The organism is Azohydromonas caseinilytica (assembly GCF_012927045.1).
GTDB lineage: Bacteria > Pseudomonadota > Gammaproteobacteria > Burkholderiales > Burkholderiaceae_C > Azohydromonas > Azohydromonas caseinilytica.
The window spans coordinates 58,718-73,413 of sequence record NZ_JABBFW010000010.1 but is presented as its reverse complement, the minus strand read 5'-3'; the positions used below and the strand labels follow the sequence as shown (position 1 = coordinate 73,413).

Here is a 14,696-nt window from a genome sequence, read left to right as displayed (position 1 = left end):
GAACGGTTCATTTCATGACCATGAAGAAACTGGAATGACTCGTCAGCGGCGATAGCCGCCGCGCGCCCTCCCACGGCCGGAAACCGCGGGAGGGCGTGCTAATTTCCGGGGTCGCAGGCCGGGTCACACGGCCGCGTGGAGACAACGATGACATCGGAGCCTGGGGAGATGTTTTCGAATCCCGTCAATGAAGCCGAGGTCAAGGCCGCCTGGGAATCCTTCCTGAATGGCGACGGCCGGCCGCTGGAGACGCTGCGCTCGCTGGTGGACGCCTCCTGGCAGCGCTGCCTGCAGGCGCAGGTCGATCCGCACGCGCGCAGCGGGCCGCAGCCCGTGTCCGAGACTGATCTTTTCCTGCTGTGCGAGCGCCAGCGCGAGATGCTGGAGGCCAGCGCCCCGGTGATGGCCTGCGCGCGCGACTTCCTGTCCGAGACCGGCACGCTGATGGCGCTGGCCGACACCAGCGGCACCATCCTCGCCACCGAGGGCGACATGCGCGCCATCGGCTCGGCCGAGACCATTCACCTCATGCCCGGCGCGAGCTGGAGCGAGGACTTGTGCGGCACCAACGCCATCGGCACCGCGCTGGCGGTGGGGCAACCGGTGCAGATCCACAGCGCCGAGCATTTCTGCGAGGGCATCAAGCGCTGGACCTGCTCGGCCACCGTGCTGCGCCATCCGCTGGATGGCGAGATCGTGGGCGTGCTGGACGTCTCCGGCCTGTCGCCGACCTACAGCCGCCAGACGCTGGCGCTGGTGGTGACGGCGGCCAGCCGCATCGAGAACCGCCTGGCTGCCAGCGAGATGGAGCGCCGCTACCGGCTGCTGGACCATGCCGTGGCCCGGCTGGCGCAGTCCGGGCAGGACGGCGTGGTGCTGTTCGACCGGCTGGGCTGCCCGATCAAGGCGAACGAGCATGCGGCCGACGCCATCGCCGCCGCCGGCGGCGAGCTGGACCTGGCCCGCGCGCGGCGCCTGCCGGCGCTGGCGGCGCGGCGCACGGGCCGCGGCAAGCCCGTGGGGCTGCCGGACTGGATGCGGCCGGAGTGGATCGAGCCGCTGGTCGTCCAGGGCGAGCCCGTGGGCACGCTGCTGGTGGTGCCGGCCTCGGCGCGCGCCCGCGTGCCGGTGCAGCGTGCGGCAGCCGTGGCGCCGTCCACCGGGGCCGCGCCGGCGCCGGTGGCCGACGGTTTCACCACGCTTGTGACGGGCGATGAAGGGCTGCAAGCCGTGATCGCCAAGGCGCGCCAGCTTTCGCGTTCGCGCGCGCCGGTGCTGCTGCACGGCGAGACCGGCGTGGGCAAGGAGGAATTCGCGCGCGGCATCCATGGCGCGGGCTCGGGCGCCTACGTGGCGCTGAACTGCGGCGGCCTCTCGCGCGAACTGCTGGCCAGCGAACTGTTCGGCTATGCCGAGGGCGCCTTCACCGGCGCACGCAAGGGCGGCATGGTCGGCAAGATCGAGGCGGCCAACGGCGGCACGCTGTTCCTGGACGAGATCGGCGAGATGCCGTTGGACATGCAGCCCAACCTGCTGCGCGTGCTGGAGCAGGGCGAGCTGTACCGGCTGGGCGAGAACACGCCGCGCAAGGTGCGCTTTCGGCTGATCGCGGCCACGCACCGCGACCTGCGCCAGGAGATCGCCGCCGGCCGCTTCCGCATGGACCTGTACTACCGCATCGCGGTGACCAGCCTGCGCATCCCGCCGCTGCGCGAGCGGCGCGGCGACATCGCGCTGCTGGCGCGGCATTTCCTGCAGCGCTTCCGTGCCGAGCAGGGGCTGGAGCCGGGCTCGATGTCGGAAGAGGTGCTGCAGGCGCTGCAGGCCTATCCGTGGCCGGGCAACGTGCGCGAGCTGCGCAACATCATCGAAGGCGCGGTGCTGCTGTCCGAGGGGCCGCTGCTGACGCTGGACGTGCTGCCGCGCGAGTTCATGGAAGCGGTGCAGCCGGCCTCGGCGCTACCGGTGGCGGGCGTGGCGCCGGGCGGTGTGTGCAGCATCGCCGAGGGCGAGGAGACGCTGATCCGCCGCGCCATCGAGGCCAGCGGCGGCAACCTGACGCTGGCCGCCAAGCAGCTGGGCATCGCCAAGAGCACGCTGTACGTGAAGCTGCAGCGCTATGGGTTGTCGCGGGCGGGGGTGGGCAAGTAAGCGGCAAACAAGGTAAACAAAATCCCCCAAGTCATTTTTCTCGATGAAAGCCTTGGGGGATATTGGGCTGCAATATTGGGCTGCGGGACGGGAATTTCTACTCGTCGCTGAAAATCTGCTGCGCCACGTTGTCAACCACCACCGGGCTTTCAAAGTAGGTGATGCTTGGTTCGGTGCCGTACTTTTCCTTGACGAATGAGCGCCAGGCCGGCGTATACACCGCTTCCGCCTCGGCCTTCGAATTCCAGAAGTAAACGCCGCCTGCGGTCAAGCCGTCTTCGGAGAGCAGGTAGGTTTTTCGAAGCAGGCCCGGGACGCCTTGGTATTTTGGCGCGGTGCTCAGGAATATGCGGCGGGCTTCCTCGCGCGTGATGGGCTTTGGCAGAGTGAAAGTCGTCAATGCGGTGATCATGCAAGCCTCCTGTCGTGGCGAGTGGTTGATGGTGCTCAACGAACAAATTCAGCATTCCGACCAAAACCGTCCTTTGTAATGGGTTGGGGGTTTGGCCGGGGAATGCTGCGCTCAAACTCTAGCTTCACCGAGCGGCCTTGCCAAACCGTTCACGTAAGAATGCCCGGGCTCCGCCAGGCCGCGATGCGAATCAGGACTTGTCCATGCATGCCCCGGAAAGAAATCAGTGGTCTTTCGGAACAGGTCAAGACATGGGAAGTGTCGAAGGAACAATTTTTAGGACGGGGCTGCATGGTGCGGGCAGGCGGCTTCCGCTGCCCCGCACCTGGAGCGCAGCCCGGTCATTCGGCCAAATTCAATCCAATCCCTTCTCCTCCACCGGCACCCCCATCCCGATCGCCATCCGATTCCACGCATTGATCTGCGCAATCGTCCAACTCAACTCCACGATTTCCTGGTCGGTGAAATGCGGTTTGAGTTTCTCGAAATCCGCGCCGCGGTCGCCGTGGTGTGGGTCGGTGAGGCGCGTCATCACCTCGGCCCAGTGCAGCGCAGCGCGCTCGCGCTCGCTGTAGAAGTGAACTTCGCGCCAGGTGGAGAGGTTGTTGATGCGCTGCCAGCGCTCGCCGTGCTCGCGCAGGCTGCGGGTGTGCATGTCCACGCAGAAGGCGCAGCCGTTGAGCTGCGACACGCGGCTCTGGACCAGCTCGATCAATACCGGCCCCAGCGTTGAATTGGCGGTGGTCGCGTTGACGGCGGCCATCGCCTGGTAGGCCTTGGGGGCGAGGCGGGTCCAGGGCAGTCGGGGCTGGTGCATGGTGCTTCCTTGGTCAAAAAAGTTGGGATGCACCTTCAAGACGAAACCGGCGGCGCGACCGTGACAGCTTTTTCGCGCTGCCACGCGGCCTCGATGCGCGCCAGCTTGTCCGGGTTGCGCTGGGCGTGGATGCGCAGGATGCGCTCGCCGTCGCTCTCGATGGCCTGCACCGACTCCAGCCGCCCGGCAATGAAGCGCAGCAGCCCCCATTCGCCATTGACCCGCGCCAGCGCCCACTGCACCTCGGCGCCATGGCGCAGGTGCGTCGCCAAGTAGAGCTGCGCGATGCGCCGCCCGCCCGCCAGCACCTTGCCGAAGCTGGGCACCTTGCCGCCGCCGTCGCCGATGAGCTCGGCGTCCTCCGCCAGGAAGCCCTGCAGCGCCGCGAAGTCGCCGCGCGAGGAGGCCTCGATGAAACCCTGCAGCAGCCGCCGCTGCGTCTCGGCCGGCACTGCGTGCCGCTTGCGCGCGTCGCGCAGCTGCGCCTTGGCGCGGCTCACGATCTGCCGGCACGCCTCCTCGCTCTTGCCCAGCACGCGCGCCACCTCGGCGTAGTCGGCATCGAAGACCTCGCGCAGCAGGAAGGCGGCGCGCGCTTCCGGCCCCAGCCGCTCCAGCATTGTCAGGAAGGCCACTGACAGGTCGTCGGCCTGCTCCAGCAACTGCTCGGGCGTGACCGGCGAGTCCTCCACCAGCGGCTCGGGCAGCCAGAAGCCCACGTACTGCTCGCGCTGCGCCTTGGCCGCGCGCAGCCGGTCGATGGCCAGCCGGGTGGTGACCGTGACCAGCCACGCCTCGGTGCTGTCCAGCCCTTCAGGTGCGCCCTCGTGCCAGCGCAGCCAGGCGTCCTGTACCACCTCCTCGGCCTCGGCTCGGGAGCCGAGCATGCGGTAGGCGATGCCGTGCAGGCGGGGGCGCAGGCGGGAGAAGTCGGTGGAGTCCATGGCAGCCAGACGTTTCACGCTGCCATGTTGTGACAGGCTTCGGGCCCGCCCAGGCCGGGCTCAGGCCTTCTTGATGAACTCCGACTTCAGCTGCATCGGGCCGAAGCCCTCGATCCTGCAGTCGATGTCGTGGTCGCCCTCTATGAGGCGGATGTTCTTGACCTTGGTGCCCACCTTGATGACCGAAGAGGAGCCCTTGACCTTCAGGTCCTTGATGAGCGTCACGCTGTCGCCGTCCTGCAGCGGGTTGCCGTGCGCGTCCTTCCAGACGCGCTGTTCTTCCTGTGCCGGCGCGGCGTCGCGGCTCCACTCATGGGCGCACTCGGGACACACCAGCAGCGCGCCGTCCTCGTAGCTGTATTCGGAATGGCACTTCGGGCACGGGGGCAGGCTGCTCATGGGTTCGTGTCTTCGAGGGTGTCGGGGTCCGCGCCGCCGGGTTGCCAGGCGATGCCGTGCTGCTTGAGGTAGTCACGGATCAGCTGGCGCACCACCTGCGAGGGCGTCTTGTCCTGTTGCGCGCACAGCTGTTCGAGCGCGCGCTTCTTGGCCGGATCGATGAGCACGGTCAGCCGGGCGGTCTTCTGTTCCATGGCGTCGTCCAGGATTTCACATTGGCATTGAATGTTAATCATATTATCATATAATTAACATATTTCTATGCGAGCCGCCGGTGAAAGGTGCATCGGCCCGGCCGCGACGCTGCCTGCGGAGCGGGTGTTCCGGTGCTGCGTTTCGGGAGCCGGACCGGTGGGCCAGGCGGGAACCGATGCCCATTCACTACTCCAGGCGGCTGACGGGACGACGGCGCAGTGCCGGGGCGAACCGTCAGCTGGGTGTGGTGCTGGCCTTCGTGGCCGGCGCCGCGAATGCCGGCGGCTTTCTCGCCGTGCACCAGTACACCTCGCACATGACCGGCATCGTGTCGGCCATGGCCGACCACTTGGCGCTGGGCGAGTTGCGGGAGTACCTGGCCGGTTTCGGCGCGCTGCTGTCCTTCATCGCCGGATCGGCCTGCACGGCGATCCTCGTGAACCTCGCGCGCCGCCGGCGCATGCACAGCGAGTACGCCCTGCCGCTGGTGCTGGAGGCGGTGCTGTTGCTGGGCTTCGGGGTGCTGGGAGAGCGGCTGTCCGGGGTCACCGGCCTGTTCGTGCCGTTCACGGTGATGTGGCTGAGCTTCATCATGGGACTGCAGAACGCCCTGGTGACCAAGCTCTCGCGCGCCGAGATCCGCACCACGCACGTCACGGGCCTGGTGACGGACGTGGGCATCGAGCTGGGCAAGCTGCTGTACTGGAATTCGCCCGGGCTGGCCGGGCAGCCGAAGGTGCAGGCCAACCGCGCCCGGCTGCAGATCCTGCTGGCGCTGGCGGCGGCCTTCTTCGTCGGCGGCGTGTGCGGTGCGCTGGGCTTCAAGCTGGTCGGCTACGCCGCCACGGTGCCTCTGGCGTTCGTGCTGATCGTGCTGGCCAGCGTGCCGGCCATCGACGACCTGAGCCGGCTGGGCTGGAGTTTCAAGGCCAGGGCCTGAGCGGGCGGACCCGAGGCCCGCGCACCCGGCGCCGGCTTCAGCCCCGCACTTCGCGCATCACCCGCCGCATCGCCTCCAGCGAGCGCGTCACGTCCTCGTCCGTCGTGGCCCAGGAGCTGACGCTGATGCGCATGGCGGTGTGGCCCTGCCACACGGTGATGCCGGCCCAGCAGGTGCCTTCAGCCTGGATCGCGGCCACGACGCGGCGGGTGGCGTCGGCGTCGCCGAAGCGCACCAGCACCTGGTTCAGCACCACGTCGTTGAGGATTTCGGCGCCGGCCTCGCGCAACTCGCGCGCGAAGCGCCGCGCATGCGCGCAGCACTGCTCCACCAGCGCCGCCACGCCGCGGCGCCCCAGCGTGTGCAGCGCTGCCCACACGTCCACGCCCCGCGCGCGGCGCGACAGCTCGGGCGTGTAGTCGCTCGGATTGCGCTGCGGGCCTTCCTGGGGCAGGTAGTCGGCCGTCACGGCCATGGCCGCGCGCAGCGCCGCGCCCTCGCGCACGAAGGCGATGCCGCTGTCATAGGGCACGTTGAGCCACTTGTGCGCGTCGGTGGCCCAGGAGTCGGCGTGCTCGGTGCCCGCAGTCAATGTCCGCAGCGAATCGCTGGCGCGCGCCCAGAGGCCGAAGGCGCCGTCCACGTGCACCCAGGCGCCTTGTGCGTGGGCGGCGGCGATGAGCTCGGCGACGGGATCGAAGGCGCCGGTGTTCACGTTGCCGGCCTGCAGGCAGACGATGGCCGGGCCGTCCAGGCGCGGCAGCGCGTCGGGCAGCACCCGGCCCTGGCCGTCCACCGGCATGCGCAGCACGCGCTTGCGCCCGAAGCCGAGCAGGCCCAGGCCCTTGAGCACCGTGGGATGCACCTCCTCGCTCAGCACCACCGTGACCGGCGGGGCGCCGATGAGGCCGTCGGCCTCCACGTCCCAGCCGGCGCGCGCCAGCACCGCGTGGCGCGCGGCGGCCAGGGCCGAAAAGTTCGCCATGGTCGCGCCGGTGGCGAAGGCGGCGGCCGAGCCGGCCGGGAGTTGCAGCACCTCCAGCAGCCAGCCCAGCGCCACCTGCTCCAGCGTGGCCGTGGCCGGCGCGGGGCCGAAGTGCGCCGAGTTCTGGTCCCAGGCGGTCGCGAGCCAGTTGCTGGCAAGGGTGACGGGCAGGGAGCCGCCGGTGACGAAGCCGAAGTAGCGCCCCGAGGCCGTCGCCGTCGTGGCCGGCGAGCCCAGCTCATCCAGCAGGCGCAGCGTGGCCTCGGCGGGTTGGGGCTCTTCGGGCAGCGGGATGGCAAGACCAGCCAGCGCCGCGATGGCCTCGCCGGTGGGTGCGACGCGCCGCGTGGGCAGCTGGTCCAGGTAGGCGGTGGCGCGATGTGCGGCCTGTTCGAGCAGTTGTTTCACCGTTGCCTCTTCGATCAGTTGGCTTGGAATGCCGCAGTTCCCCTGCGTGACGGCGCAGTGTGCCTGCGGTGCCACAGGGGCCATGAATCGACTTCTCGTAGGCGACAGGACTATGGCGAGCAGCGCACCATCACCTTTGGACTGCTGCACGGGCGCATGGTCGCCCTGGTCTGGACTCCCCGCGGCGCGGCGCGCCGCATCATTTCCATGAGGTACGCCAATGAGCGCGAAGTCGCCCGCCACCGAACCCTCCTGGGTGGACCCCGATGACGCCCCCGAGTTGACCGACGAGATGCTGGCGAAGGCCACGTTCAAGATCGGTGACCGGGTGGTGTCGCGTGAGGAGTACGCGGCCGCCTTCAAAACAGCATCGAAGGCCGCGACGAAGATGGGACGGCCGAAGCTGGAGCGCCCCAAGCGGCCCGTCACCGTCCGCTACGACGCCGACGTGATCGATGCCTTCAAGGCCACCGGCCCGGGCTGGCAGACGCGCATGAACGACGCCCTGCGCGAGTGGCTGCGCACGCATGGGCAGGGCTGACTTCAGCTTCGATCGTCCGTCATGCCGCCGCTCACCGTGCGGCGCCCAGCCGAGCTCAAGGCCCGACCGGCTGCAGCCACGTCATTAACGACGGGCCCGCAGGCCCGTCACCTCACATCAATCACCCCATCCGAAATGGCAACTCCCGCAGCGGCTTCCCCGTCAGCGAGGCAATCGCATTGGCAAACGCCGGCGCCAGCGGCGGCAGCCCGGGCTCGCCCATGCCGGTCGGCGGCTCGGCGCTGGGGACGGTGTGCACCTCGAGGCGCGGCATCGAAGTGATGCGCGCCACTTGGTACTCGTGGAAGTTGTGCTGCTGCACTTCGCCGTCCTTGAGCGTGATGGCGTTGCCGGGCAGGCAGGTGCTCAGGCCCATCAGCGCCGCGCCCTGCACCTGCGCTTCCACGCTGCGCGGGTTCACCACCAGGTTGCAGTGCACGCCGGCCGTCACGCGGTGCAGCACGGGCTGGCCCTCCTGCACCGAGGCTTCCACCACGTAGGCCACCACCGAGCTGAAGGACTCGTGCACCGCCACGCCCCAGGCATGGCCCGCGGGCAGCTTCACCTTGCCGTAGCCGCTCTTGTCCACCGCGAGCTGCAGCGCGGCACGGTGGCGCTGGTGCTGCGCACCCATGAGCTTCAGCCGGTAGGCCACCGGGTCCTGCTGCGTGCGGCGGGCAATCTCGTCGACCAGCGTCTCCATCACGAAGGCCGTGTGCGTGGAGCCCACGCTGCGCCACCACAGCACCGGCACGTTCACCTTCGGGTGGTGCACGGTCAGGCGTATCGGTAGCTCGTAGGGCTCGCGCATGCCTTCCACCGTGGTGGCGTCGATGCCGTCCTTCACCATCATCGGCTCGAAGGGCGAGCCGGCCGTGATCGACTGGCCGACGATGACATGGTCCCAGCCCAGCACGCGGCCCTGCGCGTCAAAGCCCACGCGCGCGGTGTGCAGGTGCATGGGGCGGTAGTAGCCGCCCTGGATGTCGTCCTCGCGGCTCCACAGCGTGCGGATCGGCGCCTTCAGCCCGGCCGCCTGCGCCGCCTTGAGCACCTGGCAGGCCTCGGCCACGTAGTCGCTGGTCGGGATGGCGCGGCGCCCGAAGCCGCCGCCGGCCATCTGCACGTGCACCTTCACGTTCTGCGGCGGCACGCCCAGCGCCTTGCTGGCGGCCAGGCCGTCCAGCCCGGGCATCTGCGAGCCCACCCACAGCTCGGCCTGGCCGTCCTGCAGCCGCACGGTGCAGTTCAGCGGCTCCATCGGCGCGTGCGCGAGGTACGGAAACTGGAACTCGGCCTCGATCAGCTGCGGCGCGTTCGCCAGCGCGCTCACGTCGGCGTCGTACTTGCGCGGGCCGGGCTGCTTCGCCAGCGCCCGGTACTGCTCCAGCTGCCGCGCGCTGTCCACCTTCTCGACGCCGCTGCTGTCCCAGCGCAGCTTCAGCGCCTCGCGGCCGAGCTTGGCCGGCCAGTAGCCGTCGGCGATCACCGCCACGCCCTCGCCGCCGCGGTCCACCGGCACGCGCAGCACGGCCTTGACGCCCTTGACGGCGCGGGCGGCCGTGTCGTCCAGCTCGGCCAGCTTGGCGCCGAACACCGGCGGATGCGCCACCACGGCGGTCAGCATGCCGGGCAGGCGCACGTCGATGCCGTAGTCCTGCCGGCCGCTGCTCTTGGCCTCGGCATCGAGCCGCCCCGTGGCCCGGCCGATGAGCCGGAACTGCTTCGGGTCCTTCAGCGCCACCTTCTCGGGCACGGGCTGCGCCATCGCGGCCTCGGCCAGCTCGCCGTAGGTCAGGCGCTTGCCGCCGGGGCCGATCACCACGCCGGCCTGCGTGCGCAGCGCCGCGGGGCTCACTTTCCAGCGCTCGGCCGCCGCCGCCACCAGCATGGCGCGGGCGCGCGCGCCCAGCTCGCGGTACTGCGGGTAGCTGTGCTTGAGCGCGGTGGAGCCGCCGGTGAGGTGCATGCCGAACACCGGATCGGCATAGGCCGGGTCGTTGCTGCCGTGCCTGCTCCGCACCTTGCTCCAGTCCGCGTCCAGCTCCTCGGCCAGGATCATGGGCAGCCCGGTCTGCACGCCCTGGCCGAAATCGAGCCGGTTGATGGTGACCGTGACGATGCCGTCGCTGCCGATCTTCACGAAGGCCGAGGGCTGCTGCGTCGGCTTGAGGCCGGCGGCGGGCGCCGGGTCGTCGGCGGCGCCGGCCGCCAACGGGAACGCGCCCAGCGCGAAGCCGCCCGCCGCGGCCAGTTTCAGAAAGCTGCGCCGGGCCAGGCCCGATGCCGCCTCATCGGCTGGCGCCTGGGCGGCGAGCATCGCCTGCAGGGCCTTGGGGAGCTCAGGGGTAGTTTCGAAATGCATGGTCGCTGCTCCTTCGGGCTCAGGCCAGCGCCTGGGCGGCGTCGGTGATGGCGGCGCGGATGCGCGCATAGGTGCCGCAGCGGCAGATGTTGCCCGCCATCGCGGCGTCGATCTCGCCCTGGCTGGGCACCTTGCCCTTGGGCAGCGATTTCAGGAAGGCGGTGGCCGACATGATCTGGCCGCTCTGGCAGTAGCCGCATTGGGCCACGTCATGCTTCACCCAGGCGGCGTGCACGGCCTGGCCGACCTTGTCGTGGCCGTCGGTGACGGACTCGATGGTGGCGATCTGCTTGCCGGCCGCTGCCGAGACGGGCGTGACGCAGGCGCGGATGGCCTGCCCGTCCATGTGCACGGTGCAGGCGCCGCATTGCGCCATGCCGCAGCCGAACTTGGTGCCGGTCAGGCCCAGCGTGTCGCGCAGGGCCCAGAGGATGGGCGTGCCGGGATCGACATCGAGCGCCTGCTCGCGGCCGTTGACGTGGAGTGTGGTCATCGCAGCTCAGGGGTTGGAGGTGGAGGAGGTCCCGCCAGCCCGCGTGGGGCGGGCCGCCGGAAAGAGGGCGTCAGGCCGCCGCGGCCAGCGCCTCGGGAATGGTGGAAATGGAGGAGGGTTGCGGCGCCTGCTGCTCCTTGGCCTCGCGCACCGACAGGCTCGCCGGCAGCGTCACGCCGTTCTTCACCGCCAGCAGCTCGGCCATGATGCTCACCGCGATCTCCGGCGGCGTGCGGCTGCCGATGTAGAGGCCCACCGGCCCGCGCAGCCGCTGCAGTTGCGCCGGCGACAAACCGAAATGCTCGGCCAGGCGCGCGCGGCGCGCCGCGTCGTTGCGCCGGCTGCCGATGGCGCCGACGTAGAAGGCGGGACTGCGCAGCGCCTCCAGCAGCGCCAGGTCATCGAGCTTGGGATCGTGCGTGAGCGCCACCACTGCGCTGCGCGCGTCGGGATGGAACTCCGCCACGGCGTCGTCGGGCATGCCGCGCACCAGCCGCGCCCCGGCCACGCCCCAGTGGCCGGCGTACTCGGCGCGCGGGTCGCACACGGTGACGGTGAAGCCGCTGAACAGCGCCATGGTGGCCAGGCATTCGGCCAGCGCGCCGGCGCCGATGAGCAGCAGCCGGTAGGCCGGGCCGAAGGTGTTGACCACCTCGTCCGTCGTGGCATGTGCCTCGGCCGTGTCGGTGGGCGCCTGCGTGACCTGGCCGTCGCGCAGGCGCACGCTGCGCCGCATCAGCCGGCCGGCGTCCAGCGCCTGTACCAGCGCGAGCAGCTGCGCGGGGTCGGGGTCCGGTTCGAGCAGCAGCTCCAGCGTGCCGCCGCAGGGCAGGCCAAAGCGATGGGCCTCGTCCGCGCTGACGCCGTAGGTCAGCAGCCGCGGTTTGCCTTCGGGCAAGGCGCCGGCGTGCACGTGGCGGTGGACCAGGTCGTCCTCGATGCAGCCGCCCGACACCGAGCCCACCACCGCGCCGTCCTCGCGCAGCGCCATCACCGAGCCCACCGGGCGCGGCGACGATCCCCATGTCCGCACCACCGTCACCAGCATCGCGCGCCGGCCTTGCGCGCGCCACTCGCCGAGCGTGCGCAGCACCATCACGTCCACGTGTTCCATGTCACCCCGCCTCGCAACGCGCAGCGGCCGTCGATGGCCTGATCCTGCGCTCTTCAACGGCGCGAGTGTCCGCGCGCGCCCGCATCTTCCGTTAGCCCGATGCTGCGAGTTGCTTGCCTGATTCTCCGGGTTGGCCCCGCCGGGCGGGCCGCCGTTGGATAGCATCGCGTGCTCAATGCCAGGGGCCGCGACCATGAACGACACGCTCGACACCGCCGTACCGGCCGGGATCTCCACCGCGCTGGAGGCGCGGCGCTTCGAGGAGGCGCGCGCCGGCCTGGCGCAGAGCATCGAGCGCTGGACCGACGGCATCCAGGTGCACCAGTCGCCGGCGCTGCCCAGCCTGTCGATGTACCGCAGCCACGACCCGGTCGGCCCGATCTGCGGGCTGTACCAGCCCAGCGTGGGGCTGATCGTGCAGGGCCGCAAGCGCGTGCTGCTGGGCAGCGACGTCTTCGTCTACGACCCCAGCACCTTCCTGGTCACGGCGCTGAACGTCCCGACGGTGACGCACATCCTGGACGCCAGCCCTGAAAAGCCTTTCATGTCGCTGCTGATGACGCTGGACCCGCACGAGATCAACCGGCTGGTGCTGGAAGGCCAGCTGCCGCCCGCGCGCGGCCAGGCCAACGAACGGGCCATGACCACCGGCAGCGTGCACTGGCCGCTGCTGCGGGCCTTCCAGCGCCTGGTGGACCTGCTGGACGTGCCGGACAGCATCCCGGTGCTGGCGCCGCTGGTGCAGCGCGAGATCCTGTACTGGCTGCTCGTCAGCGACCAGGGCGCGAGGCTGCGCCAGATCGGTGCCGCCGGCGGCCCCGGGCACCAGATCGCCCGCGCCATCGAGCTGCTGAAGACGCATTTCACCGAGACGCTGCGCATCGAGGACCTGGCCACCGAGGCGCGCATGAGCCTTTCGACCTTCCACCACCATTTCAAGCAGCTCACGGCCATGAGCCCCTTGCAGTACCGCAAGCGCCTGCAGCTCAACGAGGCGCGGCGCCTGATGTTCTCCGAGCACCTTGACGCCGCGACGGCCGCCTACCGTGTCGGCTACGAAAGCGCTTCCCAGTTCAGCCGGGAGTACAGCCGCGAGTTCGGCGCGCCGCCCGTGCGCGACATGCTCCAGCTGCGCAGGGCGGCCCTGCAGACGGCCGCGGCCGGGCGCTCGGGCGCGGTGGCCTGATGCGCCCCAGGACGAGCCGCGGCAGAGGCGTGGATGGTTGACATCGCAGCCGAGCGCTTCGGCATCGGCGTGTTTCCCGGGCTGCACGCCCACCATCCCGCCGCCCGCAACTCGTCGCGCGCCATGCGGATGGTGATCGACGCGATCCGCTGCAAGCCCTGGCGCCATCGCCTCACTTCAGCGCCCGCTGCGCCAGCGCGATGGCCGCCACCGCCAGGCAGGCGACGGCCAGCCCGGCCAGCAGATCGCCGGCGGCGGCGCGCAGCGCGGCGGCGTGCAGCGATGCGTGCGCAACCGCCGGTGCCTGCAGCGTTTCCTGCGCCGCGGCGGTGCCGTGGTGCAGCTGCAGCACGGTCAGCCCCGCGCCCAGCGCGTTGACGATCTCGCGCACGATGCTCTTGAAAGCGTAGGCGTGCGCGAAGTCCTCGGTGGGCATGTCCACGAAGGTCATCAACGCCACCTGCAGCAGCGCCAGCACCGGCATCGCGCCCTGCAGCAGCACGGCTGCCAGCACCGCGCCCGATGCGCCGCCCGCGCGCGCGGCCCAGGCCATCAGCGCGAAGGACAGCGCCAGCCCCAGGTAGCCCAGCGCGATGTAGCGGCGCTTGCGCATCACCCGCGGCAGCGACAGGTGGAACACCACCACCGCGATCAGCGTCACCGCGCCGCCCAGCGACAGCAGCGCGCCCGCCCCGGGCAGGCCATAGCCCAGGCCTTCCGCCAGCAGGGCCGGCACAGCGTAGTTCCAGGCGCCGCTCACCAGGTAGAAGGCGCCATAGAAGGCGAGGCCGACCAGGTAGCGGCGGCTGGCGAGCCGGCGCGGGTCCAGCCAGGGATCGGGGTGCCGGCTGAAGCGCCGCAGCACCACCAGCCCCAGCCCCAGCCCCGCCGCGGCAATGCCGGCCAGCAGCGGCAGCTGCGCCGCGCTCAGGTAGCGCAGCTGCTCCAGCGCGTGCAGCAGCAGCAGCGCGCCCGCGGCGAAGGCGGCGACGCCGGGCCAGTCCAGCCGGCCCACGGGGCGCGGCGGCAGCGGCTCCTCGCGCGGGTACAGCCGCAGCACCAGCGGCAGCAGCAGCGCCGCGAGGCCGGCCTGCAGCAGGAACAGCAGCGGCCAGCCGTGGTGCGCCACCAGCACGCCCGTGAGCCAGGGCGCCAGCGCCACCAGCGCGAAGTTGGCCAGTCCGAAGCCCCAGAACAGCGACAGCCGCTCCCGCGGCTGCGAGGTGTACTGCGCCAGGATGCGCGCCGCCGCGAACAGCCCGCCGCCGCCCAGGCCCTGCACCGCGCGCGCCAGCACCAGCGCGGGCAATGACGTCGCCGCGGCGCAGCCCAGCGCCCCGGCGATGAACAGCGCCAGCCCGGCCAGCGTGAAGCGCCGGTAGCTCACCCGCCCGGCGAGTTGCACCAGCACCAGGTTCGCCACCACCGCCGCCGCGGCGTAGGCCGTGAAGGCCCACAGGAAGTCCTGGGGCACGGCGCCCAGGCCCGACTGCACCTGCGTGCCCGCCATGGCGATCAGGATCGTGCTGATGATGTCCATCGACGCCACCAGCCCCAGCACCGCGCCGAAGGCATAGACGCGCAGCGCGCTGAAATGCGGATAGGCGCTGAGCAGAGGCGTGCGCGCGGGAAGGGTCGAAGCGAGCGAAGGGCGGGCTAGGGACATCCCGGAATGCTGGATTGTTTCTGCTGTTGGATAAAGAGCCTGTCTTGAATGGTGTGTCCGAATCTTTGGACAATGCGCTG

Annotated in this window: 15 protein-coding genes; 5 read left to right on the top strand and 10 right to left on the bottom strand. The window is 70.4% G+C overall.

Going from position 1 to position 14,696, the window contains the following annotated elements; genetic code table 11:
* The first annotated feature begins 168 nt into the window (after positions 1-168).
* Positions 169-2,151: a sigma-54-dependent Fis family transcriptional regulator gene (locus HHL10_RS15690; RefSeq protein ID WP_235971532.1), complete on the top strand. Its 1,983-nt coding sequence runs from the start codon at positions 169-171 to the stop codon at positions 2,149-2,151.
* A 97-nt stretch (positions 2,152-2,248) separates the two neighbouring features.
* On the opposite strand, the gene HHL10_RS15685 is transcribed toward HHL10_RS15690, so the two are convergent.
* The 5 genes from HHL10_RS15685 to HHL10_RS15665 form a co-directional block, all read right to left on the bottom strand.
* Positions 2,249-2,563, bottom strand: coding sequence for a monooxygenase (locus tag HHL10_RS15685; protein ID WP_169161329.1), 315 nt, complete (start codon positions 2,561-2,563; stop codon positions 2,249-2,251).
* A gap of 355 nt (positions 2,564-2,918) precedes the next feature.
* On the bottom strand, positions 2,919-3,380 hold the full coding sequence (locus tag HHL10_RS15680; RefSeq protein WP_169161328.1) for a carboxymuconolactone decarboxylase family protein: 462 nt from the start codon (positions 3,378-3,380) through the stop codon (positions 2,919-2,921).
* A 35-nt stretch (positions 3,381-3,415) separates the two neighbouring features.
* Complete coding sequence (locus HHL10_RS15675) at positions 3,416-4,324, bottom strand: RNA polymerase sigma-70 factor (RefSeq protein WP_169161423.1); 909 nt, start codon at positions 4,322-4,324, stop codon at positions 3,416-3,418.
* 60 nt (positions 4,325-4,384) lie between these two features.
* A complete protein-coding gene (locus tag HHL10_RS15670; protein WP_169161327.1) occupies positions 4,385-4,723 on the bottom strand; it encodes a zinc ribbon domain-containing protein YjdM in 339 nt (112 codons plus the stop codon).
* Positions 4,720-4,917: a ribbon-helix-helix protein gene (locus HHL10_RS15665; protein WP_169161326.1), complete on the bottom strand. Its 198-nt coding sequence runs from the start codon at positions 4,915-4,917 to the stop codon at positions 4,720-4,722. Before HHL10_RS15665 ends, HHL10_RS15670 begins: the two co-directional genes overlap by 4 nt.
* Before the next feature lie 176 nt (positions 4,918-5,093).
* Here HHL10_RS15665 and HHL10_RS15660 point away from each other — a divergent pair, with 176 nt between their 5' ends.
* Complete coding sequence (locus HHL10_RS15660; protein WP_169161325.1) at positions 5,094-5,858, top strand: YoaK family protein; 765 nt, start codon at positions 5,094-5,096, stop codon at positions 5,856-5,858.
* Positions 5,859-5,895: 37 nt separating this feature from the next.
* Here HHL10_RS15660 and HHL10_RS15655 read toward each other — a convergent pair whose 3' ends face one another.
* A complete protein-coding gene (locus tag HHL10_RS15655) occupies positions 5,896-7,335 on the bottom strand; it encodes an aminotransferase class V-fold PLP-dependent enzyme (RefSeq protein ID WP_169161324.1) in 1,440 nt (479 codons plus the stop codon).
* Here HHL10_RS15655 and HHL10_RS31360 point away from each other — a divergent pair.
* Together HHL10_RS31360 and HHL10_RS15645 are read left to right on the top strand one after the other, a co-directional pair.
* Positions 7,222-7,521: a BrnT family toxin gene (locus tag HHL10_RS31360; RefSeq protein ID WP_169161323.1), complete on the top strand. Its 300-nt coding sequence runs from the start codon at positions 7,222-7,224 to the stop codon at positions 7,519-7,521. The two genes, HHL10_RS15655 and HHL10_RS31360, sit on opposite strands and share 114 nt — an antisense overlap.
* Positions 7,472-7,792: a BrnA antitoxin family protein gene (locus tag HHL10_RS15645; protein ID WP_169161322.1), complete on the top strand. Its 321-nt coding sequence runs from the start codon at positions 7,472-7,474 to the stop codon at positions 7,790-7,792. Before HHL10_RS31360 ends, HHL10_RS15645 begins: the two co-directional genes overlap by 50 nt.
* A gap of 121 nt (positions 7,793-7,913) precedes the next feature.
* Here the strand turns inward: HHL10_RS15645 and HHL10_RS15640 are convergent, their stop codons facing one another.
* The 3 genes from HHL10_RS15640 to HHL10_RS15630 all read right to left on the bottom strand — a co-directional run bounded on the left by HHL10_RS15640 (position 7,914) and on the right by HHL10_RS15630 (position 11,764).
* Complete coding sequence (locus HHL10_RS15640; RefSeq protein ID WP_169161321.1) at positions 7,914-10,157, bottom strand: xanthine dehydrogenase family protein molybdopterin-binding subunit; 2,244 nt, start codon at positions 10,155-10,157, stop codon at positions 7,914-7,916.
* A 19-nt stretch (positions 10,158-10,176) separates the two neighbouring features.
* Positions 10,177-10,650 carry a (2Fe-2S)-binding protein gene (locus tag HHL10_RS15635; RefSeq protein ID WP_169161320.1) on the bottom strand — a complete coding sequence of 158 codons (474 nt, stop codon included), beginning with the start codon at positions 10,648-10,650 and terminating at the stop codon, positions 10,177-10,179.
* 70 nt (positions 10,651-10,720) lie between these two features.
* Entirely contained in the window at positions 10,721-11,764 is a 1,044-nt protein-coding gene (locus tag HHL10_RS15630; RefSeq protein ID WP_169161319.1) for an XdhC family protein, read from the bottom strand.
* A 193-nt stretch (positions 11,765-11,957) separates the two neighbouring features.
* Here HHL10_RS15630 and HHL10_RS15625 point away from each other — a divergent pair, with 193 nt between their 5' ends.
* Positions 11,958-12,950, top strand: a complete 993-nt coding sequence (locus tag HHL10_RS15625; RefSeq protein ID WP_169161318.1) for an AraC family transcriptional regulator — start codon at positions 11,958-11,960, stop codon at positions 12,948-12,950.
* Between the two features lie 172 nt (positions 12,951-13,122).
* On the opposite strand, the gene HHL10_RS15620 is transcribed toward HHL10_RS15625, so the two are convergent.
* Positions 13,123-14,616, bottom strand: coding sequence for an MFS transporter (locus tag HHL10_RS15620; RefSeq protein WP_169161317.1), 1,494 nt, complete (start codon positions 14,614-14,616; stop codon positions 13,123-13,125).
* Positions 14,617-14,696 lie beyond the last annotated feature (80 nt).